The organism is Ensifer sp. GW823-FHT05D09 (assembly GCF_058795755.1).
In genome coordinates, this window is record NZ_JBXAIA010000006.1 from 147,604 (window position 1) to 171,918 (window position 24,315).

Consider the following 24,315-nt stretch of genomic DNA (forward strand, 5'->3'; position numbering starts at 1 on the left):
GTCTGTCCATCATGCCCTGGCTGATTTCCGTCATGCCTTGGCGCCACGCTTGCCGGAACCGAGCAAGGTCTGCGCCTGTTGGTCGAGCGGCCAGCGCGAGCGTGGCGCGACGTCGAGACCGTCGGCCGGCAAGCCGGCGGCAAACCGCTCGGCACCCGCCCAGGCGATCATCGCGGCATTGTCAGTGCAAAGCTGAAGCGGCGGCGCGATGAAATCGAATCCGTTCTCGTTGCAGAGGTCCTGGAGCGTCGCCCGCAGCACCTGGTTGGCGGCAACGCCGCCGGCAACGACAAGCGCCGGCTTTTCGACGGACGCATGATCCGTCTTGAACCGCTTCAAGCCGCGGCCGATCCGATCCTTGAGCGTGCGCGAGATCGCGCGCTGGAAGGAGGCGCAAATGTCGGCGATATCCTGGTCGGTCACCGGCTCCAGCGACTGGGCCGCCTGCCGTACCGCCGTCTTCAGGCCGGAGAAGGAGAAATCGAGCCTGGCATCGCCCACCAGCGGCCGCGGAAAATCAAACCGCTCGGCATTGCCGGTGAGCGCCGCGCGCTCGACGGCAGGGCCGCCGGGATAGGGAAGACCGAGGAGCTTTGCCGTCTTGTCGAAGGCTTCACCGAGCGCGTCGTCGATCGTCGTGCCCCAGCGCTCGTACTCGCCGACGCCCTTGACCAGGATAAGCTGGGTGTGACCGCCCGAGACGAGCAGCATCAGATAGGGAAACGTCAAACCATCTGTCAGCCGCGCGGTGAGCGCATGCCCCTCGAGATGGTTGACGGCATAAAGCGGCTTGCCGGTCGCCCGGGCGATCGCCTTGCCGGTCATCAAGCCGACGATCAGCCCGCCGATCAGACCGGGACCACTTGTCGCAGCTATGGCATCGATGTCGTCAAGCGTGACGCCGGCGCGTAAAAGCGCCTCCTCGATCAGCGTGTCGAGCGCCTCGACATGGGCACGCGCAGCGATCTCCGGAACCACGCCGCCATAGGCGCTATGCTCTTCCAGCTGGCTCAAGACGACGTCGCCGAGGATGCTTCCTTGACCGTTTTCGTCGCGCAGCACGACGGAAGCCGCGGTTTCGTCGCAGCTTGTTTCTATGCCGAGGATGCGCATGGGCGAGGACATCAGGAACTACTCAAAGATTGCGGTCGCACCGAAAGGTGGGTACACGGAACTCCGGTAACAATGGATAGCCTTTGATGCAAACAAAACCTTTCCGGATCGGCACGCGCGGCAGCCCGCTGGCGCTCGCTCAAGCCCATGAAACGCGCGATCGCCTTGTCGCCGCGCATGGTCTGTCGCCGGAAATGTTCGAGGTCGTCATCCTGTCCACCAAGGGCGACCGCATCACCGATCGCTCGCTCGCCGAGATCGGCGGCAAGGGCCTTTTCACCGAGGAAATCGAGCAGCAACTGCTCTCGGGCGAACTGGATTTCGCCGTGCATTCCTCGAAGGACATGCCGACCAGACTTCCTGATGGCCTGTTCCTCTCCGCCTTCCTGCCGCGCGAGGACATCCGCGACGCCTTCATCGGCCGCACGGCACCCAAGCTGATGGAATTGCCGGAAGGCGTGACCGTCGGCTCGTCGTCGCTGCGCCGCCAGGCATTGATCCGAAGGCTTAGGCCCGACATCAATGTCATCACCTATCGCGGCCAGGTCGAGACGCGGCTGCGCAAGCTTTCCGAAGGCCAGGTCGATGCGACGCTGCTCGCCTATGCCGGCCTGAAGCGGCTCGGCATGACCGACGTGCCGACCGAACTGCTCGATCCGGAAGAATTTCCGCCGGCACCGGCACAAGGTGCGATCTGTATCGAGAGCAGGATCGGCGACAGCCGCGTCAATGACCTGCTCGCGGCCATCGACGATGCCAGAACCCATGAATCCGTCGCCTGCGAACGCGGCTTCCTGGCGACACTCGACGGCTCCTGTCGCACTCCGATCGCCGGCCTGGCGATCTCGGACGGCACGCATCTGCGCTTCTCCGGCATGATCCTGACGCCCGACGGTCGCACCCATCACCGGGTTACGATCGAAGGCAAGGCGGCCGACGCCATGGCACTTGGGCAAAAGGCCGGCGAACAGATCCGCGCCGACGCGGGACCGGGCTTCTTCTCGAGCTGGATCTGAATCATGCGGCTGCTCGTGACCCGGCCGCAACCCGCTGCGGAGGCTACGGCCCGCCGGCTGGAGCGCTTGGGTCACCGGCCCCAGTTGCTGCCGCTGGCGCAGGCGGAACATTTGCCGCAGGCCGCGCGAACAGCACTCGAAACGCCGCATGACGCGATCGCGCTGACGAGCGCCGAAGCTGTTCGGGTGCTGGCCGAACTTGAGGCCGATCTCACACCGCATAAGGCCAAACCCTGTTTTTGCGTCGGCGAAGCGACGTCGCGCGCGGCGCGCGCACTTGGCTTCACCCAGGTCCACCCGGCAGAGGGCACCGGAAAGAGCCTTGCGGAGCTGATCGCGGCCACGCCTTCTCGATCCGAACGACCGCTCCTCTATCTCGCAGGCTCCCCCCGCTCCAAAGGATTTGAAGCGACGCTTCGGCAGCTTCACATCGATCATGTCACCGTCGAATGCTACCGGATGCAGCCGATCACCCATCCACCGGACGCATTGACACGCCTGCTTTCCGCCGGTCGGCCAGATGCCGTGCTGCTCTATTCCAACGACACGGCGCGGCGCTTCGCAGCGCTGCTGGTCGACGTGGGTCTTGAAGCCGCCGCCTTCTCACCGCGCTACCTCTGCCTGAGTGATGCGGTTGCCGCGGCTCTACCGGAAGGAGCACCGGTCGAGATCGCCGCAAGACCCGACGAGGAAAGCCTTTTCAGCCTCCTCTAATGCTATTTCGATCAAAAACGGAACAAGGGGGGCTTTCCCTCACCGGTCAGCCTGACTAGGTTTGTTGCGAGAACCGACAGGCAACAACGGTAGGAGGTCACCATGGTATCGGAAAACCCGCCGCGCCGCTCGAAAGCCGAGAAAGAGCCGCTGACGATCGACCTTGAAGCGGAAAAGCCCGTGACGGAAAACACCGAGGCAACCGCGAGCCACGCAGCAGCTGCCGATGAGCCGACCGAGCCCCCCGAAGCCGATGGCGCTGCGGAAGCGCGCCTCGAAGAGGAGATCGAGGAGCAGCGCGCCGATGCGGCCGCCGCCGTCTTCACCGAAGAGCCGCCGCATATCAGTCGCACGCCCGAGGCGACAGTGGTGCAGAAACCGCCTTCGAGCGCCGGCGCGCTGGCCGCGGGTATCCTCGGCGGCCTCGTCACGCTCGCCGGCTTCGGCGTGCTGCAATATGCCGGCTATATACCGGGGCTTGGCCCCGACCGAGGCGCGTCGACCGCGGAGCTCACGCTTTCGAGCGAGGTCCAGGCGCTGCGCGACCAGGTGGCCGGCATTCAGGCACCGACTGCGACCATCGACATCACGCCGCTCGAGAACCGCCTCGCAGCCCTGGAGCAGACTGCGGCACAACCGGCTGCCAGCGGGGCGCCGGCTGCCGAGGTGACGGCTCTGCAAGCCGAAGTGACGAACCTGACCAAGGAGATCGCCGCGCTGAAATCGGGCCTCGCTGACGCGCAGCAATCGGCGACGGCGGCGAGGGCCGAACTGGCAAGCCGCATCGACACCGCCGAGCAGAAACTCAACGAGCCCGCCAATGACATCCAGGTCGCAAAGGCTGTCGCCGTGACGGCGCTCAAGAGCGCGATCGACCGCGGCGGACCGTTCCTGGCCGAACTCGACGCACTTCGCAGCATCGCGCCGGACGAGACGGCAGTAACCGGCCTCGCCCAGGATGCAACGACAGGCGTGGCAACGCGGGCCGACCTTCGGCGCGATTTTGCAGCCGCGGCTGATACGATGCTCGATACGCTCGATCAACCGGATCCGAACGAGGGCATCTTCGACCGCCTCGTTTCCAGCGCCATGTCGGGCATTCGCGTGCGCCCCGTCGGCAGCGTCGAAGGCGAGACGCCGGAAGCCGTCGTCGCCCGCATCGAGGACAAGCTGAACAACGGCGATCTCAAGGGCGCGGCATTGGAGTGGGATGCTCTGCCTGCAGCCGCCAAGACTGCCGGCGAAGCGTTCAAGGTCAAGCTTGACCAGCGTCTGCGGGTCGAGGGCATCATCGATGCGGCGGTCGCTGCAACGATGAACAAGACCGCCACCGAAGGCTGAGGAAGACAGATATGATCCGCATTTTGATCTTCATCCTGATCGTGCTCGGCCTCGGCCTCGGCTTCGCGTGGCTCGCGGATCGGCCCGGCGAACTGTCGCTCGTCTGGCAAGGCCAGCTCATCGAGATGAGCCTGATGCGTGCGGCGTCGCTGCTGATCTCACTGGTCGCCGCGGTGTTGATCGCCATCTGGCTGGTGCGTACCATCTGGCTGTCGCCGCACACCGTCACCCGCTATTTCCGCGCCCGCAAACGCGACAGGGGTTACCAGGCGCTGTCGACCGGCCTGATTGCCGCCGGTGCCGGCGACGCCAACCAGGCGCGCAAGATGACGGCGCGCACCCGCGGCCTGATCAGCGCCGACCAGGAGCCGCTGATCCACTTGCTCGAAGCCCAGACCTTCCTGATCGAGGGCAAATACGACGACGCCCGCAAGAAATTCGAACTGATGGCCGACGACCCGGAAACGCGGGAACTCGGCCTGCGCGGTCTCTATCTCGAGGCCAAGCGCCTGGGCGCCCACGAAGCGGCCCGCCAATATGCCGAACGCGCGGCGGAGAAGGCGCCGCACCTGCCCTGGGCAACGCTGGCAACGCTCGACAGCCAGAGCCAGGCCGGACAATGGGACGACGCACTGCGCCTCCTCGACCAGAGCCGGACCGCTCACGTGCTGGAGCGCAAGGACGCCGACCGCAAGAAGGCCGTGCTCCTGACCGCCCGCGCCATGACCCGTCTCGACGGCGATGCCAAGACGGCTCGCGATGACGCGCTTGCAGCGCTCAAGCTAGACGAAAACCTTGTGCCGGCAGCACTCATCGCGGCAAAGGCGCTGTTTCGCGAGGACAACCTGCGCAAGGGCGCATCGATCCTCGAAAAAGCGTGGAAGCATGAACCGCATCCCGACATCGCCCGCCTTTATGTCAGGGCACGGGGCGGCGACACGGCGGTCGACCGGCTGAAGCGCGCGAGAAAACTCGAATCGCTCCGCCCGAACAACGCGGTTGCCATGGCCGCCGTTGCCGAGGCGGCGCTGGAAGCCCGCGAGCTTCTGCTTGCCCGCACCAAGGCGGAGGCGGCCGCACGGCTGGAGCCGACCGAGAGCATCTTTCTGCTGCTTGCCGATATCGAGGAGGCCGACACCGGCGACGAGGGCCGTATCCGCCACTGGATGGCCCAGGCCCTGAAGAGCCCGCGCGACCCTGCCTGGACGGCCGATGGCGTGACCTCGCCGACCTGGCTGCCGGTCTCGCCGGTCAGCGGACGGCTCGATGCATTCGAATGGAAGGCACCGTCGCTGCAGCTTGCCACACAGGTCGAGGACGGCCATCTGAACGCCGATCAAGCGATCCGCAGCTTGCCGCCAGTCTTGGCCGAGCACCATCCGGTGCCCCATGGCACGGCTCCAGCGAAACAGGTTGTCGATGCGCCCGTGATCTTCGAAGCGGTATCCGAACCTCCGCGGGAGCGCCCGGAGCCGATCAAGGTTGCGGAAGCCAGAAAACCGGCCTCGGTCGTCGAAAAGCCCCGCGAAAAAGATGGCGCCTCCAATGGCGAGCCGGTCGCCGACCCGTTCTTCGGCCGTGCCCCCGATGATCCCGGCGTGCGGGAACCGGCTGCCGGCGAGAAGCTGCCGGAAAAGACCAGTTTCCGATTGTTCTGAGTTTTGTAAGGGGCTGTGGACACAACCATGTTTGAACGCTTCCGGACGTTTCTCGAGGGCCTGACCGGCCCGACGACACGGATCGAGAGGGGCGATCCGCGCGTGGCGGTCATCGCACTCTGCATTCAGGTGATGGAGGCGGACGGCAAGATCCTTGCCTCCGAACAGCGCAAGATGCGCGCCATCATCAAGCAGCACTATGCACTTGACGATGCGGCGCTCGACGCGCTGGTCGAGGCAGGCCAGTCGGCCGAAAGCGAAGCGATCGACTTCTATCAGTTCACCGCCGAAGTGAAGCGCCACCTTTCCGAAGAGCAGCGCATCGAACTCATCGGCATGCTCTGGGAGGTTGTCTATGCCGACGGCGAGCGCAGCGAGATGGAAGACCACGTGATCTGGCGGATCGCCGATCTCTTGGGTGTTTCCGGACGAGACCGCGTGTTGAAGCGACGGGAGGTTGCGGCAAGGATCGATGCGGAGGAAGAAGGCGAACCGCGACAGGAAAGCTGACATGCCAATAGCCGCCGAAACCGACAGGAAGCCCATCCTTATCGTCCTGCACCAGGAGCGATCGAGCGCCGGCCGTGTCGGCCAGATCCTCACCCAGAAGGGTTTTTCCCTCGACATCCGTCGTCCGGCGCTTGGCGACGAGCTGCCGCCGACGCTGGAACACCATGGCGGCACGATCATCTTCGGCGGCCCGATGAGCGCCAACGACGAGGAGGATTTCGTCCGGCGCGAGATCGACTGGCTGTCGGTGCCGCTGAAGGAAAACAAACCCTATCTCGGCATTTGCCTCGGCGCCCAGATGCTGGCGCGCAATCTCGGCGGCAAGGTCGCGCCGCACCATGAAGGCATGACGGAGATCGGCTGGTATCCGCTGGTTGCCACCGACGCCGGCCGGGCGCTGATGGACTGGCCTGACATGGTCTATCATTTCCATCGCGAAGGCTTCGACCTGCCTGCGGGCGCCGAGCTTCTGGCAACCGGCAACACCTATCCGAACCAGGCCTTCCGCTATGGCGACAACGCCTGGGGCATCCAGTTTCATGGCGAGCTGACGCGCGCCATGATGCATCGCTGGGTGGTACACGGCGCCCATCGCTTTGAAATGCCGGGCGCACAGATCGGCAAGGCCCATCTCGACGGGCGCATGCAGCACGACGGGCCGTTGCGCACCTGGATGGAGAATTTCCTCGACCTCATCTTCCTGCAGGCGGGCGTCAGAGAGGCCGCATAGCGGCAAACCCCACCGCTAGCGACGATGCTCCGGCACGTCGAGCGTGTCGATCTTGCGCAGTTGCGGGAAGCCGAGCGCCCAGAGCACTGACACCAGCAGCGTGCCTGCGCCGCCGAACGCGACGGCAAAGACCGCGCCGAAGCCCGACGCCATCATGCCCGCACGGAATTCGCCAAGCTCGTTGGAGGCGCCGACGAACACCATGTTGACCGCATTGACGCGACCGCGCAGCTCGTCCGGTGTCCACAGCGTGATCAGGATTTCGCGCACATAGACCGAGATCATGTCGGCAGCGCCCATGATCACCAGCGCTGCGATCGACAGCCACGGCGTTGCCGACAGGCCGAAGACGATGGTGCCGAGACCGAACAGCGCAACGCCGGTGAACATCAGGATGCCCGCACGGTGGCGGATGGGGTGGGCGGCCAGCCAGATCGCCATGCCGACCGCGCCGACGCCGGGGGCGGCGCGCAGCAGCCCCAGGCCCCAGGGGCCAAGATCGAGGATGTCGCGGGCGAACACCGGCATCAGCGCAACGGCGCCGCCGAGCAGCACCGCGAAGAGATCGAGCGAGATCGCGCCCAGCACCACCTTCTCCGCCTTGATGTAGCGAAAGCCGGCGGTGATCGTCTCCCAGCTCTGCACTGGGGCCTTGGAGCGGGCTGCCGGCTTCGGAATGGCAAACACCATCAGCGCCGCCGCCGCGAAGAAGCAGACGCCGACAGCATAGGGTGCAACCGAACCGAAGCCATAGATCAGGCCGCCGGCAACCGGGCCGACGATCATCGCCGTCTGCCAGGATGTCGAATTCCAGGCGATCGCATTGGGCAGGTCTTCCGGCGGCACCAGATTGGGTGCGAGCGACTGGGAAGCGGGCGCGAGAAACGCCCGCTCGATGCCGAAGACGATCAGGATCGCATAAACAGGCCAGGGCGAGAAAAGCCCGGTGACCGTCAGCATCAGCAACGCGATGGCGCACAGCGTGCTGACGGCCATGCAGATGCCCATGATCATGCGCCGGTTGTAGCGATCGGCAACCGAGCCGGTGACGAGGATCAGCACCAGCGACGGCAGGAATTGGAAAAGCCCGATCAAGCCGAGATCGAACGGATCGCGCGTCAGATCGTAGATCTGCCAGCCGACCGCGACGGAGATGATCTGGATGGCGAAGTAGGCGAGGAAGCGCGAGAAGAAATAACGACGATAGCCGACATGCCGAAAGGCGGCGAAGCGGTGCGTGGTATGAACGGCAGACATGGGGGAAACGCTCCTCGACGGTACCGATCTTTGAGCGACCTCTATTAAACATGATCGCGCACGGCAAATCGGCGTACTTGCTCGTTTAGGTCTCAATGTCTACATGTCTGTCAATAACGATTTGGAGACCGGCATGATTGCTGTCATCGGCACCTTGAACTTTATTATCAACATCGCGTGGTTTCTGATCATCGCGTCCGCCATCTTTTCCTGGCTCTACGCGTTCAACGTCATCAACGTGAACAACCAGGCGATCAACATGATCGGCCGCTCGCTCTACCAGCTGACCGAGCCGCTCTATCGTCCGATCCGCCGGGTCCTGCCCAACATGGGCGGCGTCGATCTTTCGCCGCTGGTCGTGCTGGTGATCCTCTATTTCATCCAGCTGTTCCTGAACACGACGATCGCGCCGGCGCTGCTGCGCTGATCCATTGACGGGCCAAGCGTTTACCGCCCACGGCGATCACGTGCGCGTCACCGTCCGGCTGACACCGAACGGCGGACGCGACGGGATCGACGGGGTGGAGAGTGGCGCCGACGGGCAGGACCATCTCAAGGTCCGCGTGCGCGCCATCCCGGAAAAGGGCAAGGCCAACCAGGCCCTGATCGCCGTTCTCGCCAAGGAAATCGGCGTCGCCAAGAACCGCATTTCCTTCATTTCAGGCGAAACTCAGCGAAAAAAAATCCTCCGGATCGATGCCGACCCGGAGGATGTTTTAGAGCGACTTGCCGAATTGGCCGGCAAATGAGCCGAAAGCTTACTTCTTTTCGTTCGCGGCGCGCTCGACAGCTTCCTTGATCAGCTGCTTGGCGACGGCGGCATCCTTCCAGCCAAAAATCTTGACCCACTTGCCGGGCTCCAGATCCTTGTAGTGCTCGAAGAAGTGCTCGATCTGCTTGAGCGTGATTTCCGGCAGGTCGGTGTATTCATGCACCTTGTCGTAGCGCTGCGTCAGGTGGCCCGACGGAACCGCGATGATCTTTTCGTCCTTGCCGGAGTTGTCTTCCATCATCATCACGCCGATCGGGCGGACGTTGATGACGCAGCCCGGAACGAGCGGACGGGTGTTGCAGATCAGGACGTCGATCGGATCGCCGTCGTCGGAAAGCGTGTGCGGCACGAAGCCGTAGTTCCCCGGATAGTGCATCGGCGTGTAGAGGAAACGGTCGACGACGAGCGTGCCGGCTTCCTTGTCCATCTCGTACTTGATGGGATGGCCACCGACGGGAACCTCAACGATCACGTTGACATCTTCTGGTGGATTCTTTCCGATGGAAATCGCGTCAATGCGCATGGACTACTCCAGGGTCAGTTGGGACGTTTGCCCGTCGGATAAAGGGAAACATGCCGCGATGCAATATAACTTTCGTCCGCAGCGCAGATTCAGCCGGTGGTTTTGTCGTGGTCGAATGGCCGGGACAGGTCGACAAATCCTGCCGAAGGGAGGTCATGATGAACGGAAAGATTGCGTGCCTGTTGCTGGTCCTGCTGTCTGCCGGATCAGCCATTGCCAATGACAGCGTCTATGTCGACGTCAGCCGCGACAAGTGCAAGACGATCGCCGAGGAGCCGGGCATGTACGCCCTGATGACCTGCCCGGGTTACGGCGACTATCCCGTCCACTTCAAGGAGATTGACGTTCGTCAGAGCTTCTCCTTCGGCCATATCGGCAAGGAATACCTCGACGGGGCATTCGAGAGCTTCATCCCCTTCAACCACGCGGGCACAATCGTGGAATGGCGCGTCGCCAAGGGCGGCGCTGCGGTTGCGACGATCCTGCGCTGGATCATCGAAAACCCGGATCCGAAGACCGGGGAATCGGTCCCCGCGCTGGAAGGGCAGGTTCTCGTCATTTCCAAGGTGGCCGAGAAGCATAACGGCAAGGGCTGCGTCGCCGGCTATGTCGATGCGCTCGCCAACCCTGATCCCAACGCGATCGCCCGCAGGATCGCCGACGAGGTTGCGCCGACATTTCGCTGCGGCGTCGATAAGGCGCAATTCCACGGCAAGCGCGGCGACAAGGCCGCCGAAACCAACAACGAACTGCCGGAATGATGTTGGAAGGTGCCGCTACCGCAAAAGCCCCCAAGGCCCTGCGCTTTCGGCGTCAGTTCCAGGCGAAGCCGACCTTCTTGAGGTGCTTGTCACCGAAATCTTCCATGCCTTCGGCAATATCGCTGCCGCCGGCGCCCTGGAAGAACTGATAGGCGTGATCGCTGTCCTCCAGGCACCAGACGACCAGTCCCTGGCAGCCGAGCGAGCGCAGCAGGCTCTTGGCTTCGCCGAACAGAACCCGTCCAAGGCCGATGCCCTGGTATTCCGGACGCAGGTAGATCTCGTAGATTTCGCCTTCCTGCGGCAGCGCCTTGGCGCGGCTGAGGCCGAGAGTGGCATAGCCGGCAATCGTTCCCGCGACGTCCACGACCAGCAGGGTCGCCGGACCGCGCGTCGCCTTGCGCCACCAGACTTCGTCTCGACGATTGACCATCTGGATCAGCGGGCGGTGCGGAATGATGCCGCCATAGGTCTGCAGCCATGAAACGCGATGCACGTCGGCAATTGCCGCCGCCTCTTGCGGTTCTCCAGGCCTGACCTCGATCGAAACAGTCTTCATGACTCACGACTCTAAACACACACAGGGCGAACAGGAATCCCGCCCGGGAGCCGCGTCGCGTTAACCCACAGGCAACTTTAACGGCATCCTGTGGAAGGTTAACGCCTTTTTAACTTTATCCGCAAGCCGCCCCCCGCTGGCACACACAGCAAAAAACCCCGGATCGCTCCGGGGTTTTGAAAATTGCTGGTTTTTGTCGGAAGGGCTTAAGCAGCGCCAGCCGTGCGCGACTTCTCGAAGCGCTTGCGGTCGTTCGAGTCGAGGTACATCTTGCGAAGACGGATCGACTTCGGCGTGACTTCGACCAGCTCGTCGTCCTGGATCCAGGACAGCGCCCGCTCGAGCGTCATGCGGATCGGCGGCGTCAGCTTGACGGCTTCGTCCTTGCCCGATGCGCGCATGTTGGTGAGCTTCTTGCCCTTCAACACGTTGACTTCGAGGTCGTTGTCGCGCGTGTGGATGCCGATGATCATGCCGGCATAGACCTTTTCGCCGGCTTCGATGATCATCGGGCCGCGGTCTTCCAGGTTGAACATGGCATAGGCGACCGATTCACCGGCATCGTTGGAGAGCAGCACGCCGTTGACGCGGCCACCGATCTCGCCCTTGTACGGCTGGTAGGCGTGGAACAGGCGGTTCATGACCGCCGTGCCGCGCGTATCCGTCAAGAGTTCCGACTGGTAGCCGATCAGGCCACGGGTCGGAGCGAAGAACACCAGACGGACGCGATTGCCGCCGGACGGACGCAGCTCGACCATCTCGGCCTTGCGCTCGGACATCTTCTGAACGACGACACCCGAATGCTCTTCGTCGACGTCGATGACCACTTCTTCGATCGGCTCGAGCAGCTGACCGTTGTCATCCTTGTGCATGACGACGCGCGGACGCGAAACGGCAAGTTCGAAGCCTTCACGACGCATGGTTTCGATCAGAACTGCGAGCTGCAATTCGCCGCGACCGGAGACGAAGAACGAATCCTTCTCGGAGGATTCCTCGATCTTCAGCGCAACGTTGCCTTCAGCTTCCTTGAACAGGCGGTCGCGGATGACGCGGCTCGTGACCTTGTCGCCTTCGGTGCCGGCAAGCGGGCTATCGTTGACGATGAAGGACATGGTGACGGTCGGCGGGTCGATCGGCTGTGCCGTCAGCGCTTCGGTGACCGTCGGGTCGCAGAAGGTGTCGGCGACTGTGCCCTTGGTCAGGCCGGCGATGGCGACGATGTCACCTGCATGCGCTTCTTCGATCGGCTGGCGCTCGATGCCGCGGAAAGCGAGGATCTTCGAGATGCGGCCGGTTTCAAGCAGCTTGCCGTCCTGGCCGAGAACCCGGACCGGCTGGTTCGGCTTCAGCGAACCCGAATGGATGCGGCCGGTGATGATGCGGCCGAGGAAGGGGTTTGCTTCGAGGATCGTGCCGATCATGCGGAACGGGCCTTCGGCAACCGTCGGCTCGGGAACGTGCTTGAGCACGAGGTCGAGGAGCGGTGCCATGCCCTGGTCCTTCGGACCTTCAGGCGCTACGTTCATCCAGCCGTCGCGGCCCGAACCGTAGAGGATCGGGAAGTCGAGCTGCTCGTCGGAAGCGTCGAGGTTTGCAAAGAGGTCGAAGACTTCGTTGATGACTTCTTCGTGGCGTCCGTCAGGGCGGTCGATCTTGTTGATCGCGACGATCGGCTTCAGGCCGACCTTCAGCGCCTTGCCGACGACGAACTTCGTCTGCGGCATCGGGCCTTCGGAGGCGTCGACGAGAACGATGGCGCCGTCCACCATCGACAGGATGCGCTCGACTTCGCCGCCGAAGTCGGCGTGGCCGGGGGTGTCGACGATGTTGATGCGCACGCCCTTCCACTCGACCGACGTCGCCTTGGCGAGAATGGTGATGCCGCGCTCTTTTTCGATGTCGTTGGAGTCCATGACGCGTTCGGCAACGCGCTGGTTTTCGCGGAACGAGCCCGACTGCTTCAGAAGCTCGTCGACAAGGGTCGTTTTCCCATGGTCGACGTGCGCGATAATCGCGATGTTACGAATGCTCATTTTTCGTCTCGGAAGGTTTAGGGCACGCCCCAATGGGCCACGCCGCTTTTTCAATGGTCGGGCTCATACAGGTTTTTTTGCGATTGCGAAAGGGGGGCGTGCGCAAGAGACCGGCGCCGAAGCCCCGACAGGCCATGGGTTTGCAACCGGAAAGGGTCGCGCCAACCGGCTCTGGAAAGGGATCAGTCAAAGCCAGAACGGTCATGCGACAGCGGCCGGATCGAGCGTCACGCGCCACAGTTCCTGGTCTTGCCGATCCATCAGGCGCACGGTCATCTGCTTCGTCTGGCCATTGATATCGACGATGCCGAAGAACTGCAGGCCGGCCGACGGCGGCAGGTTGCTGTCGGCGCCTCCGCCCGATGCCTTGATGAAGCGGACATCAGGGCCGAACGTCATGTCCAGCTCCTTTGGACCATAGGTTCCGGAATGCAAGGGACCGGAGACGAACTCCCAGAACGGCAGGAAATCCTTGAAGGCCGCCCGCGACGGATCGTAGTGATGCGCAGCGGTGTAATGCACATCCGCCGTCAGCCAGACGAGGTTGTCGATGGCATTGTCCCTGATGAAGCGCAGCAGGTCTGCGAATTCGGTTTCGCGTCCGGTCGGCGGACCATTGTCGCCGTTGGCGATGGCATCGGAGCCGCGCCGGTTGGCATAGTCGTCCCAGACGACGAGGCCGATGGGCATGTCGCAGGCGATCACTTTCCAGACGGCCCGCGAGGCGGCAAGCTCCCGTTTCAGCCAGTCCGCCTGGCGCCAGCCGAACAGGCCGCCATCCCCCTCCCCCTGGTTGGGGCCGCGGTAGGAGCGGAGATCGACGAAGAAGACATCGAGCAGCGGACCGTATGCGATCTTGCGGAAGATGCGGCCGGGCTGGGTCGGGACGTTGCGGATCGGCGTCATCTCGTTGAACGCCCGGCCGGCGCGGGCCGCATAGACGGCCACGTCTTTTTCCTGGTAGCGCGGATCGTCTCTGAGGTCCGTCGACGCCGACCAATTGTTCAAAACCTCGTGGTCGTCCCATTGATAAAAGGTCGGGCAGACGGCGTTGAGGTCACGCACATGGCTGTCGAGAAGATTGTACTTCCACTGGCCACGATATTCTTCGAGCGTTCGCGCCACGTCGCGCTTCTCATGCGTCACCACCCGGTTCTTCCAGATGCCACCGTCGCGCAAGGGTATCTCGTCGGGAATGGGGTTGTCGGCATAGATCGTGTCGCCGGAATGGATGAAGAAATCCGGCTCGTGCAGACGCATCGTCGAATAGGTCTTCATGCCGACGTCGTCGATGCCCCAGCCCTGGCCGGCCGTGTCGCCGGACCAGACGAAGCGGATCGAGCGCTTGCGCAAGGGTGCTGTGCGAAACCGGCCGATCACCGGCTCGGACACCCGGTTGACGTCGTAGAGATCGGTCGCGGTGAAGCGGTAGAAGATGTCCTGGTCGGGCAGGAGATCGTCGAGCGAACACTTCACCGCGCAATCCGTCTGCGGTGTCGCGGTGAGATCGGCGAGACGAACCGGATTGGAAAAGCTTTCGGTCGTCGAGTACTCCAGGCTTACCCGCGACGGCCGGTCGACCCGCGTCCACACCATGCCGGAGCGTGTGTCGACATCCCCCGACTGGACACCATGGATGAATTCCGGCCGGCCGTAACCGCGGGCATAGAACGGTGTCGCAAGACCGGAGGACGCGACAAGGCCGGCGGCACCGGCGGATAAAAGAAAGGAACGACGGGACAGCGTGGTGAGGATTTCGGCCAAACAAGCCTCCGGTTCGAGCCTCGCGAAAGCGAATTTCGCGTGTCGGACCTTTGGCTGCCCGCATGTCAGCGCGTTGACAGAGGCATGAAACAATTTGAACGGTTTCGCGACAATTCGGTGAAAGTCTGCCTTGCAGCGCTTAACGGTAAGCCGCCCCGGCACCTTCACGGCGGCGCCATTTCGACAACCTCTCGTCTTGACGTAACGCCGGCTGGAACACTAAGGGTAGCGCCGACGGTTCCCCGAAGGATGACTCTAACGGGGATTAATAGGGAACACGGTGAGGACGACCCAATAGGGACCGAGACCGTGGCTGCCCCCGCAACTGTAAGCGGAATGCCGGACACCCAAGTGGCGCGACAGCGCGCCATGCCACTGCGATCGCGTCAGACGCGTTGCGGGAAGGCAGGTGGAAGGCGCTTGATCCGCGAGCCAGGAGACCTGCCGTCAAGCAGAAGATCCAACGTCACGGGCGGGGTTGCCCGGAACAGGAGTTGTCCATGATCCGCATACCCGGCGGCTTTGCGCCCTCTTTTCCCGTTCTTCTCGACGTTTGCGATCGTTTGTCTCCCGAAATCCGACCGGCCGGCTGTCGCCGCTTCGGCTGACCCTTCGCAAGCTCACGAGAAGAGAGAATTCCCTTGAAAGCCATTTTCAATGCCGTCGGGCGCTATTGCCCATCCCTTGCCGTTTCCGTGTCCCTGCTTTTGACCGTCGCTCCCACGACCGCTCTTGCGGCCGCGACGAGCTACCCCCTGACCTTAAAGAATTGCGGCCAGGAGGTTACCTTTAAGGCGGCGCCGACGCGCACCGCCTCTATCGGTCAGAGCACCACGGAAATTCTTTATCTTCTCGGCCTCGCGGACAAGGTCGTCGGCACAGCCGTGTGGATCGGCCCTGTTATCGACGGCTACGAGGACGTCAACGCCAAGGTGCCGCGGCTTGCCGATAACGACCCGAGCTTCGAAAGCGTCGTTGCCACCAAGCCGGATCTGGTGACCGCGCAGTTCCAGTGGCATGTCGGGCCGGAGGGCATTGTCGCAACGCCGAAGCAATTCGCCGAACTGTCGATCCCCGTCTATGTCTCGCCGGCCGATTGCGCCGCCAAGGACAATTCCGCCGGTGGCGACGGCGTACGCCACAATGCCTTTTCGATGGACCTGATCTACCAGGAGATCACTGAGCTCGCCGAAATCTTCGATGTGCAGGATCGTGGGCAGGCCCTGGTCGCCAAGCTGAAGGCCCGCGAAGAAGCTGCCCGCAGCAAGATCGCCAATGCCGACGGCAAGCTGTCGGCCGTCTTCTGGTTCTCCAGCGCCGAAATGGACATCGATCCCTATGTCGCCGGCACCAACGGCGCGCCCGGCTACATCATGTCTGCGCTCGGCATCAAGAATGTCGTGTCCACCGAAGAGGAGTGGCCGACCATCGGCTGGGAGACCATCGCCAAGGCCGATCCGAAGATCGTTGTCATCGGCAAAATGGATCGCCGCCGCTTCCCGGCCGACGACTGGGAGCTGAAGATGAAGTTCCTGAAGTCCGACCCGGTCATCAGCCTGATGCCGGCGGTCAAGGCCGACCATATCGTCGTCATGGACGCACAGGCGATGAACCCGACGATCCGCACGATCGAGGGCATCGAGGTGCTGGCCGACGCGGTCGAAAAAGCCGGCCTGGCGAAGTGAGGTCAACACCTCCAGCGATCAACCGCGCGGGCGCCGTTTCGACGGCGCTCGCACTGCTTTTCCTGGCGCTCGCCCTTGGTGCCGCCATCGGCGAGACCGCCATCCCTCTCGACGTCGTGGGAAAAACCGTCGCCAACCGTCTTTGGGGCGCCGGCTACCCGCTCGATGCGATCGACGAGGGCATCGTCTGGAACTATCGCCTCAGCCGCGCTGTCGTGGCCGCCTGCTGCGGCGCGGCACTTTCGCTCTGCGGCGTCGTCCTGCAGGCGCTGCTGCGCAATTCCCTGGCCGATCCCTATATCCTCGGCATCTCCGCCGGCGCATCGACTGGTGCCGTCGCCGTCGCCATTCTCGGCATCGGCGCAGGTATGCTGACGCTGTCGCTCGGCGCCTTCTTCGGCGCGGCGTTCGCCTTCGCGCTCGTATCTCTCCTGGCGCTCCGAGCCGGCCGCGGCACCGGCGCCATCATTCTGGCCGGCGTTGCCGGCTCGCAGCTCTTCAACGCGCTCACCTCCTTCATCGTCACCAAATCAGCCAATGCCGAGCAGGCCCGCGGCATCATGTTCTGGCTGCTCGGCAACCTCTCGGGCGTACGCTGGCCGGATGCGGCGCTGGCGCTGCCGGTGGCCATTGGCGGCCTGCTTGTCTGCCTCTGGCACGCCCGCGCGCTCGACGCCTTCACCTTCGGCGCCGAATCGGCCGCCTCGCTCGGCATCCCGGTCAAGCGGGTCTACATCATCCTGATTTCGGCAACCGCGCTGATGACGGCGGTCATGGTCAGCATCGTCGGCTCCATCGGCTTCGTCGGCCTCGTCATCCCGCATGCCGCGCGCTTCCTTGTCGGCGTGCGCCACGGCCTGCTGTTGCCGGCAGCAGCGCTCACTGGAGCGATCTTCATGATAGCCGCCGACATCTTGTCGAGGGTCATCATTCCCGGCCAGGTGCTGCCGATCGGCGTAATCACGGCCCTCGTCGGCGCGCCGGCCTTCGCCCTCATCCTCAGTCGCGGCAGGGCCGCGTCATGAGCCTCAAGGCCGAAACCGTCTCCTGGTCGGCCGGCGGCCGCGTGATCGTCGATGCCGTCGATCTCGAGGTGATGCCCGGAGAATTCCTCGGGATCATCGGTCCGAACGGATCCGGCAAGACCAGCCTGATCTCGCTGCTCGCCGGCATCCGCCCGCCGAAATCCGGCAGTGTCAGCCTCGAAGGGCGGCCGTTTGCCAAGACGACGCCACGAGACATTGCTCAACGCATCGCGCTGGTCGAACAGCAGGCGGAAACCACCGAACGCATCACCGCCCGCCAGGCGGTCGAGCTTGGCCGCACCCCGCATCTCGGCGCGCTTTCGCCCTGGTCGATCAGCGATACCGATATCGTCGACCGCGCGCTTGCGCATGTGGGCATGAGCGATTTTGCCGGCCGCATGTGGCACACACTCTCCGGCGGCGAACGCCAGCGATTGCACATCGCCCGGGCTCTCGCGCAACAGCCACAGATCCTGCTGCTCGACGAGCCGACCAATCACCTCGACATTCACCACCAGATCGGTCTGCTCGAGCTCGTGCGTGGGCAGCCGCTGACGGTCGTGGCCGCCCTGCACGATCTCAACCACGCCGCCGTCTTCTGCGACCGCATCGCCGTCATGGATCGCGGCCGCATCGTGGCCCTCGGCACCCCGACGGAGATCCTGACGGAAGACCGCATCTTCACGGTCTTCGGGGTCGCCGCGACGGTCGAGCACGACGAGGACGGCTCGTGCTTTGTGCGCTACCGGCGCCCGCGACCAAAACTGCATTTGATATCCGACACGATGAAGAGACATGACAATGCGCGTTAAACTCGCCGCCGTCCTTATTGCCTTCGGGCTTGCTGCCGCTCCGGCCTTCGCCGAAACCATCGAGGTCAGGATGCTCAATCGCGGCGAAAATGGCTCGATGGTGTTCGAGCCCGACTATGTCGAGCTGAAGCCCGGCGACAGCATCAAGTTTCGGGTCGGGCATAAGAGCCACAACGCCGCCTCGATCGAGGGCATGGTCCCTGACGGCTACGCCGGCTTCAAGGGCCAGATCAACGAGGAGATTGAGGTCACCTTCGACACGACGGGCTTCTACGGCATCAAGTGCTCGCCGCATTTCGCCATGGGCATGGTGATGCTGATCAAGGTCGGCGAGGTCGAACTGACCGAAGCCTTCCGCAAGGCCGAAGTCCCCGGCCGCGCGCGCGGCCGTTTCGACGCGATCTTCGCCCGCATGGACCAGGCCAAGGCAGCGCAATGAACCCAGCGGCTGAGGCAACCGGACCCGACCTTCGAAGAAATTTCGACCTCAAGGATGAGATCCGCGACTACTGGTCGAAGCGTTCCGAAACCTTCGACCTCGCCTTCGGCCATCGCATCCCGCCGGGTCCGGAATTTGCCGCCTGGCAGCAACCGGTGCGCGCCTTTCTCGGGGATGAGCCGCTGCGCGTGCTCGAACTCGCCTGCGGCACCGGCGAGGTGACGCGGCTGATCCACGACCTCGGCCACGACGTCACGGCGCTCGATTTCTCCGAGGCGATGCTTGCCGTCGCCCGGAAAAAGCACGCGGGCAAACCACGCCTGCGCTTCCTGCTTGCCGATGCGGAAAACACCATGGAGCCGGACGAGCGCTATGACGCCATCGTCTGCCGCCATCTGGTCTGGACGTTGACCGAGCCGCAGGCGACGCTTGGCGAATGGTTCCGCTTGCTGAAGCCCGGCGGCAAGCTGCTGGTTTTTGACGGCGACTGGGCGAAGCCGACCGCGGTTGGGCGCTTGGCGACCTTTGCGATCCGCCAGATCGATCGGGTGATCGGTCCCGACAATCACTACGACGGTGCGCTCAGCGATCGCCATGCAACGATCATGCAGAACCTGCCCTTCGGCGACGGCCTGACGGTCGAAACCTTGATGCCGATGATGAAATCGGCCGGCTTCCAGACCATCGAGCACGCATCCCATCAGCCGATCGCGGCCGCACAGCGTAAAACCGCAAACCTGCGCAACCGCCTGCGCACCTTCGTCTATCGCCGGTTCATTGTCTGCGCGTACAAGCCCGGCTGAATGGCCGGGTTGCACGGGCAGCACGCCAGCAACCGCATGGCATTTGCCGAAAGCCCTGCTATGAAGATTGCCGTCTTGGCTGACGGCCAATCTTGCGCCGTGGACCGGACGAAAAGAATCAACTCGCCGCCCGGCGACGTCAGATACCGGCAGGTTCCTCATCGTGTCCCAATCGACAACTCCCGTACGCGACCATCTCGAACAAATCCTGGCGAGGCTCGATGCCCGCCGGGATAACGAGAAGACCTATGTCAAACTCTACGCCGAAAGTGCCCGCGCCGAGGCCGATGCCGCCGATCGCCGCCGCCAGATCGGCGCCACCCTTGGCCCGCTCGACGGCAGGATCGTTTCGATTAAGGATCTCTTCGACATCGCCGATGAACCGACGCTCGCCGGCTCGATCATCAAGCGCACGGCAGCCGTGCCGCAACAGGACGCCGTCATCGTCAAGAGATTACGTGCCGCCGGCGCCGTGATCGTCGGCAAGACCCATATGACCGAATTCGCCTTCACCGCGGTCGGCCTCAACCCCCATTATCCGGTGCCCGGCAACGCGACCGATGAAAGCCTGATCCCCGGCGGCTCGTCCTCGGGTGCTGCGGTTGCAGCCGCCGAAGGCACCTGCGACATCGCTATCGGCTCCGACACCGGCGGCTCCGTGCGTATCCCGGCGGCGTTGAACGGGCTTGTCGGCTTCAAGCCGACCGCCAGCCGCGTCTCCCTTGACGGCGCATTCCCGCTTGCCCCCAGCCTCGATTCGATCGGCCCACTGGCTTACAGCGTTGCCGATTGTGCAGCGGCCGATGCCATTATGGCCGGCGAAACGGCGACAACGCTTGTAGCCCGACCGGTGGCCGGCCTGCGCATCGGCGTGCCGCGCGGCCAGCTTCTGGCCGACCTCTCCACCGCGATTGCCGCGGCCTTCGAGGCCAGCCTCGACCGCCTCGCTGCCGCTGGGGCCGACCTTGTCGAATGCAGCATCGACGATCTGATCGACCGCTTGCGGCAAGCAACCGCGATCGGCTCGATCGCTGGCCTCGAGGCAAGCCGTGTGCATGCCGACTGGCTTTCGGATGAGGCGGCACCCGTCGATACCAGGGTTTCGTTGACGCTCCGGCGCCGTTTGCTGACACCGCAGGCCGCACTCGATGCGCTGCTGGAAACGAGAGCAGGTTTGGCACGCGCCATGGACGAACGGCTTTCAGCCTACGACCTAATCGTCTTGCCGACGACGCCGATCGCCGCAGTGTCGATCGCCTCGGTGGAGACGAATGAGACGGAATATGATCGCGTCGAAGGCCTGCTCTTGCGCAACTGCCAGGTCGCAAACCAGTTCGACCTCACTGCCATAACGCTACCGATGCCGGGACTGACCCGCCCTGCAGGGCTGATGCTGGTGGGCAGGAATGGAACGGACAGGACGCTGCTGGCGACTGCTGCCTCGGTGGAAACGCTGTTGCAGGGCAACTGAGGCGGCCAGAGTCAAGGCAAGAGTGCAACGGTTGGGGCGGCCGACATGAGGCCGCTCTTGCGGTATCCGCCTGACATGTAGCCGACGAACCTCTTCTGGTTGCGACCGTTTGCGGACAGCCTCCACCGACTGAGTGCAGCGGTGGAGCTTTGGTGACGAGCGAAGGTTTTCGCCTCGCCTCAGTGCATCGTTTCGCCGGAAACCTCATCGCGAAGGATGCGGAACGCATCTTCGAGCGCTGCAACCAGCACATTGGTCAGCTCTTCGCCGTCATTGTTGGTGAGGAAGAGGGCAACAGCCGCATCCTGCGGATCGGCATAGTGCTCGACATCGTTTGACATATCATTGTCCTTTGTTCGCCGTGTCACATCCCGGCTCTTGGCGCGATGGTATGGGGGTCGACTTGTGCAAAGCTGGACGAACCAACCGGTGCCTCACGCGCTGCTCGGCGACTTCGCGCATTTCCGCCCAATCGCCTCTGTTTCAGGCACTCACAGCCTCTCAGAAGCAGGCAAGCTGCCCTACGCGACACGGGGTATCGCCTTTTTTGCTCGCCCTTGCCCCCCGCGGCGCGCTAGAGGACGCGGGAGATGAACGTCGGAACTGAAAATGTCGAAGAAGCCGAAGCGCGATAACGCCCATTACGAGCAGCGATTGAAGGCGGAATTTCCCGACATCTACGGCGACGTATTGGCGGGCAGGATCTCCTCCTTGCGCAAGGCGCTTGTCATTGCCGGCCTGAAGCCGCAGCGCACCCGCCTGGAGAAACTGAAGAATTCGTGGGCAAAGGCGACACCCGGCGAGCGCGAGGGCTTCCTCACATGGCTGACGATATCAGGCGTGCTGCCCACGGCCTCTCAATCGCCGGTCGCCGACACTGCTTCTCTTCCCCCGCTCCCGGCAGGAGCCCCCATCGCCAGTGGCCGTTATCTGCTTCCTTCCACGATCACGCGCATCAAGGCGATCATGGCGAAACGCCGGCTGAAGCCCGACGACGTCATGGGTGAGATGGGCTTTTTGTCCGACGGGCAATCCCTCGCCCGGGCCCTTGCCAAAAACGCAAGCCTGAGGCTCGCGGTGATTGCCGGACTGGAGGCATGGCTGCGCACGCATGAAGACTGACCTGGACATCGAGGCCTGGCGCCGGGATCTGGCACGCGTTTATTACCGGTCGTTGAACCTCGGGTGAGCCCGGCGCAGCTGTCTGTGCGTTGAAATATGTCGTCGATAGGCAGAGGGGAGCAAATGACGCCCCGCCAAAACCGGTTGCAAATGTTCCGGAGCATCGTTCTGTGGCGGACCTCTGAGAAAAGAGGCGGACAGGCAGTAGCGGCGAAGCAATGCAGGCGCCCTTTCGCATTGGCGGCGGTCCTCTGTTTCCAAAGGTTGCCAAGAACTGGCGCAATACATCCACAGGTGCTAATATTTTGGCGCCTAGGGTTCCTGGCAAACAAATCTCGCAGTCGATAATCACATAAACGCGAATTGCTTGCAGCCAATTGCCGCGCCGTCGAGCCCCGCTCGATGTGCAGAGTCGTTTTTCGACGACATCAACGTGGAGGAAAAGCCAATGGCCAGCAATCTTGTTTCCTACATCGCGCAGATGCTTACCCCTGACATGATCGCACGCATCGCCGCCGCACTCGGCCTCGATAGCAGCAAGGTGCAGGGCGCTGTCGTCGCTGCCGTGCCGGCTGTGCTCGCCGGACTGACCGGCGTAGCCTCCCAACCGGGCGGCGCGCAAAAAATCGCCGATACCGCCAAGCAGCAAGGCGGATCGCTCGACAATCTCATGGGAATGCTCGCAGGCGGCGACCAGACATCGCTGGCCCAGAGCGGATCACAGATCATTTCATCGCTGTTTGGTGCCAAGGACGGCAGTGCGCTTGCAAACGCCATCGGCGGCGCTTCCGGCATTGATCAAAGAGCGAGCGGCTCGCTGCTTGCAACACTTGCCCCCCTCGTCATGGGCGGTCTCGCCCGGCAAAGCGGCGGGGACCTCAGCGCCAACGGCATTGCCGGGTTGCTCGCCAGCCAGAAGGACAACATCGCCGCCGCGTTGCCGGCGGGCGTCCGGGAGATGCTTGGAGGCACGGGCCTACTCGGTTCACTCGGCTCGCTTGGCGCATCGGCGCAGTCCGCTGCCGCCTCCGCCACCCAAGCGGCCAACCAGGCTGCCCGCAGCGCCACCGCCTCGGCCGCCGCGGCAAGCGCCACCAGCCAACGCGCGGCAGCGGCCGCGGCTCCGGCCTCGTCGCGCAACTGGCTCTATTGGGTGATCGCGGCGCTTGTGCTGGCGGGCCTGCTTTTCTACCTCTTCGGCCGGCCTGGCGAAAAGGTCGTGCCTCAGGCGGCGACACCCGAGCAGGTCACGCCGCAGGCCGCTACGCCTGAGCCGAACCTGACCGTGGGCGGCATCGATGTCGGCCAGCAGGTGCGGGACGGCTTGGCCAACCTGCAGACGACGCTGACAGGCGTTACCGACGCCGCGTCCGCGACCGCCGCCCTTCCGAAGCTCGAGGACGTCTCGACCGGGCTCGACAAGGTCACCGGCGTGGCCGGGCAGCTCTCGGCCGAGCAGAAGGCGGCACTTGGCGCCCTCGTCACCCCGATGATGTCGACGCTCAATGGCCTGTTCGACAAGGTGCTCGCCATTCCCGGCGTTTCGGACATCCTGAAACCCACGATCGACGGGCTGAAGACGAAGCTCGCAGCTCTTTCGGCCTGACCACGCAAGCAACCGCGCGAAGCCGGCGCCCCCTCGGGGCACCGGCAATCCCTGTCCTTCTCAAGACATCGAACGATGGAGGCTCAGCCATGGCTGACAAATCGACATTCACCCCGGACGAATGGACGCTGCTTCTGGAGAGCGTGATGATGGCGGGCATAGCCGTGACCGCAGCGGAACCGAGCGGCCTCTGGGGCATGCTGAAGGAAGGCCTCGCCAACAGCAGCGCACTGCTGCAGGCAAAGACCGACGCCGCGGCAAATCCGCTGGTCAAGGCACTGGTCGCCGATTTCGAGACCTCGCAAGGTCGAACCACGGCCCGCGACGGCCTGCAGACAAAACTGAAAGGCGCCAAGCCCGAGGAGATGAAGGCCCGGTGCATCGAAACGTTGCAACTGGCCCGCACGACCGTCGAGGCCAAAGCCCCCGGCGATGCCGCCGCTTTCACCGCATGGCTCTACCAGATCAGCCAACGGGTCGCCGAAGCGGCGAAGGAAGGCGGTTTCCTCGGCTTCGGAGGCGTGGCGGTGAGCGACGCGGAGAAGGCGACCCTGTCGGAAATATCAACGGCACTGAAAGTCGCCTGACGTCCGTTCAGGAA

The 24,315-nt window shown here is 63.6% G+C and carries 25 protein-coding genes and 1 riboswitch; of the genes, 18 read left to right on the forward strand and 7 right to left on the reverse strand.

The window, feature by feature from the left end; genetic code table 11:
* Positions 1-30: 30 nt before the first annotated feature.
* Positions 31-1,125 (reverse strand): tRNA (adenosine(37)-N6)-threonylcarbamoyltransferase complex transferase subunit TsaD, encoded by a 1,095-nt coding sequence (tsaD, locus tag AC1Q80_RS18435; protein WP_492361404.1) that lies wholly within the window; start codon positions 1,123-1,125, stop codon positions 31-33.
* A gap of 74 nt (positions 1,126-1,199) precedes the next feature.
* Between tsaD and hemC the strand changes: the two genes are divergently transcribed.
* The 6 genes from hemC to AC1Q80_RS18465 all read left to right on the forward strand — a co-directional run bounded on the left by hemC (position 1,200) and on the right by AC1Q80_RS18465 (position 7,082).
* Positions 1,200-2,129 carry a hydroxymethylbilane synthase gene (gene hemC, locus AC1Q80_RS18440; protein WP_492361405.1) on the forward strand — a complete coding sequence of 310 codons (930 nt, stop codon included), beginning with the start codon at positions 1,200-1,202 and terminating at the stop codon, positions 2,127-2,129.
* Positions 2,130-2,132: 3 nt separating this feature from the next.
* The gene (locus AC1Q80_RS18445) at positions 2,133-2,843 is read left to right on the forward strand and encodes a uroporphyrinogen-III synthase (protein ID WP_492361406.1); all 711 of its coding nucleotides are present in this window, start codon (positions 2,133-2,135) and stop codon (positions 2,841-2,843) included.
* Between the two features lie 102 nt (positions 2,844-2,945).
* Positions 2,946-4,184: a COG4223 family protein gene (locus AC1Q80_RS18450; protein WP_492361407.1), complete on the forward strand. Its 1,239-nt coding sequence runs from the start codon at positions 2,946-2,948 to the stop codon at positions 4,182-4,184.
* Between the two features lie 11 nt (positions 4,185-4,195).
* A complete protein-coding gene (locus tag AC1Q80_RS18455; protein ID WP_209790454.1) occupies positions 4,196-5,842 on the forward strand; it encodes a heme biosynthesis protein HemY in 1,647 nt (548 codons plus the stop codon).
* A gap of 27 nt (positions 5,843-5,869) precedes the next feature.
* Positions 5,870-6,352 carry a tellurite resistance TerB family protein gene (locus AC1Q80_RS18460; protein ID WP_492361408.1) on the forward strand — a complete coding sequence of 161 codons (483 nt, stop codon included), beginning with the start codon at positions 5,870-5,872 and terminating at the stop codon, positions 6,350-6,352.
* Position 6,353: 1 nt separating this feature from the next.
* Positions 6,354-7,082, forward strand: a complete 729-nt coding sequence (locus tag AC1Q80_RS18465; protein ID WP_209790452.1) for a glutamine amidotransferase — start codon at positions 6,354-6,356, stop codon at positions 7,080-7,082.
* Positions 7,083-7,097: 15 nt separating this feature from the next.
* Here AC1Q80_RS18465 and AC1Q80_RS18470 read toward each other — a convergent pair whose 3' ends face one another.
* Entirely contained in the window at positions 7,098-8,339 is a 1,242-nt protein-coding gene (locus AC1Q80_RS18470) for an MFS transporter (RefSeq protein ID WP_173418285.1), read from the reverse strand.
* A 133-nt stretch (positions 8,340-8,472) separates the two neighbouring features.
* Here AC1Q80_RS18470 and AC1Q80_RS18475 point away from each other — a divergent pair, with 133 nt between their 5' ends.
* Positions 8,473-8,766 carry a YggT family protein gene (locus AC1Q80_RS18475; RefSeq protein WP_025425107.1) on the forward strand — a complete coding sequence of 98 codons (294 nt, stop codon included), beginning with the start codon at positions 8,473-8,475 and terminating at the stop codon, positions 8,764-8,766.
* A gap of 4 nt (positions 8,767-8,770) precedes the next feature.
* The gene (locus AC1Q80_RS18480; protein ID WP_492361409.1) at positions 8,771-9,088 is read left to right on the forward strand and encodes a DUF167 domain-containing protein; all 318 of its coding nucleotides are present in this window, start codon (positions 8,771-8,773) and stop codon (positions 9,086-9,088) included.
* A 9-nt stretch (positions 9,089-9,097) separates the two neighbouring features.
* On the opposite strand, the gene ppa is transcribed toward AC1Q80_RS18480, so the two are convergent.
* On the reverse strand, positions 9,098-9,634 hold the full coding sequence (gene ppa, locus AC1Q80_RS18485; RefSeq protein WP_077500789.1) for an inorganic diphosphatase: 537 nt from the start codon (positions 9,632-9,634) through the stop codon (positions 9,098-9,100).
* A gap of 158 nt (positions 9,635-9,792) precedes the next feature.
* Here ppa and AC1Q80_RS18490 point away from each other — a divergent pair, with 158 nt between their 5' ends.
* Positions 9,793-10,395 (forward strand): hypothetical protein, encoded by a 603-nt coding sequence (locus tag AC1Q80_RS18490; RefSeq protein WP_492361410.1) that lies wholly within the window; start codon positions 9,793-9,795, stop codon positions 10,393-10,395.
* Positions 10,396-10,447: 52 nt separating this feature from the next.
* Here the strand turns inward: AC1Q80_RS18490 and AC1Q80_RS18495 are convergent, their stop codons facing one another.
* From AC1Q80_RS18495 to AC1Q80_RS18505, 3 genes are all read right to left on the reverse strand, one after another.
* Positions 10,448-10,954 (reverse strand): GNAT family N-acetyltransferase, encoded by a 507-nt coding sequence (locus tag AC1Q80_RS18495; protein ID WP_173418288.1) that lies wholly within the window; start codon positions 10,952-10,954, stop codon positions 10,448-10,450.
* 206 nt (positions 10,955-11,160) lie between these two features.
* Entirely contained in the window at positions 11,161-12,987 is a 1,827-nt protein-coding gene (typA, locus tag AC1Q80_RS18500; protein ID WP_173418289.1) for a translational GTPase TypA, read from the reverse strand.
* 201 nt (positions 12,988-13,188) lie between these two features.
* Positions 13,189-14,751 carry an alkaline phosphatase D family protein gene (locus AC1Q80_RS18505; protein WP_492361411.1) on the reverse strand — a complete coding sequence of 521 codons (1,563 nt, stop codon included), beginning with the start codon at positions 14,749-14,751 and terminating at the stop codon, positions 13,189-13,191.
* Between the two features lie 218 nt (positions 14,752-14,969).
* Positions 14,970-15,214, forward strand: a riboswitch (cobalamin riboswitch).
* A gap of 232 nt (positions 15,215-15,446) precedes the next feature.
* Between AC1Q80_RS18505 and AC1Q80_RS18510 the strand changes: the two genes are divergently transcribed.
* From AC1Q80_RS18510 to AC1Q80_RS18535, 6 genes are all read left to right on the forward strand, one after another.
* On the forward strand, positions 15,447-16,436 hold the full coding sequence (locus tag AC1Q80_RS18510) for an ABC transporter substrate-binding protein (protein ID WP_492361507.1): 990 nt from the start codon (positions 15,447-15,449) through the stop codon (positions 16,434-16,436).
* Entirely contained in the window at positions 16,433-17,461 is a 1,029-nt protein-coding gene (locus tag AC1Q80_RS18515) for a FecCD family ABC transporter permease (RefSeq protein ID WP_492361412.1), read from the forward strand. Before AC1Q80_RS18510 ends, AC1Q80_RS18515 begins: the two co-directional genes overlap by 4 nt.
* Positions 17,458-18,273: an ABC transporter ATP-binding protein gene (locus AC1Q80_RS18520; protein ID WP_492361413.1), complete on the forward strand. Its 816-nt coding sequence runs from the start codon at positions 17,458-17,460 to the stop codon at positions 18,271-18,273. Before AC1Q80_RS18515 ends, AC1Q80_RS18520 begins: the two co-directional genes overlap by 4 nt.
* On the forward strand, positions 18,263-18,712 hold the full coding sequence (locus tag AC1Q80_RS18525; RefSeq protein ID WP_492361414.1) for a pseudoazurin: 450 nt from the start codon (positions 18,263-18,265) through the stop codon (positions 18,710-18,712). Before AC1Q80_RS18520 ends, AC1Q80_RS18525 begins: the two co-directional genes overlap by 11 nt.
* Entirely contained in the window at positions 18,709-19,515 is an 807-nt protein-coding gene (locus AC1Q80_RS18530) for a class I SAM-dependent methyltransferase (protein WP_492361415.1), read from the forward strand. Before AC1Q80_RS18525 ends, AC1Q80_RS18530 begins: the two co-directional genes overlap by 4 nt.
* A 163-nt stretch (positions 19,516-19,678) precedes the next feature.
* On the forward strand, positions 19,679-20,986 hold the full coding sequence (locus AC1Q80_RS18535) for an amidase (protein WP_492361416.1): 1,308 nt from the start codon (positions 19,679-19,681) through the stop codon (positions 20,984-20,986).
* A gap of 179 nt (positions 20,987-21,165) precedes the next feature.
* Here the strand turns inward: AC1Q80_RS18535 and AC1Q80_RS18540 are convergent, their stop codons facing one another.
* Positions 21,166-21,327, reverse strand: coding sequence for a hypothetical protein (locus tag AC1Q80_RS18540; protein ID WP_171986807.1), 162 nt, complete (start codon positions 21,325-21,327; stop codon positions 21,166-21,168).
* Between the two features lie 268 nt (positions 21,328-21,595).
* Here AC1Q80_RS18540 and AC1Q80_RS18545 point away from each other — a divergent pair, with 268 nt between their 5' ends.
* The 3 genes from AC1Q80_RS18545 to AC1Q80_RS18555 all read left to right on the forward strand — a co-directional run bounded on the left by AC1Q80_RS18545 (position 21,596) and on the right by AC1Q80_RS18555 (position 24,301).
* Positions 21,596-22,108, forward strand: coding sequence for a hypothetical protein (locus tag AC1Q80_RS18545; protein ID WP_173418297.1), 513 nt, complete (start codon positions 21,596-21,598; stop codon positions 22,106-22,108).
* A gap of 448 nt (positions 22,109-22,556) precedes the next feature.
* Positions 22,557-23,714: a DUF937 domain-containing protein gene (locus AC1Q80_RS18550; protein WP_492361417.1), complete on the forward strand. Its 1,158-nt coding sequence runs from the start codon at positions 22,557-22,559 to the stop codon at positions 23,712-23,714.
* Positions 23,715-23,803: 89 nt separating this feature from the next.
* Positions 23,804-24,301, forward strand: coding sequence for a hypothetical protein (locus AC1Q80_RS18555; RefSeq protein WP_173418299.1), 498 nt, complete (start codon positions 23,804-23,806; stop codon positions 24,299-24,301).
* Positions 24,302-24,315: the final 14 nt, after the last annotated feature.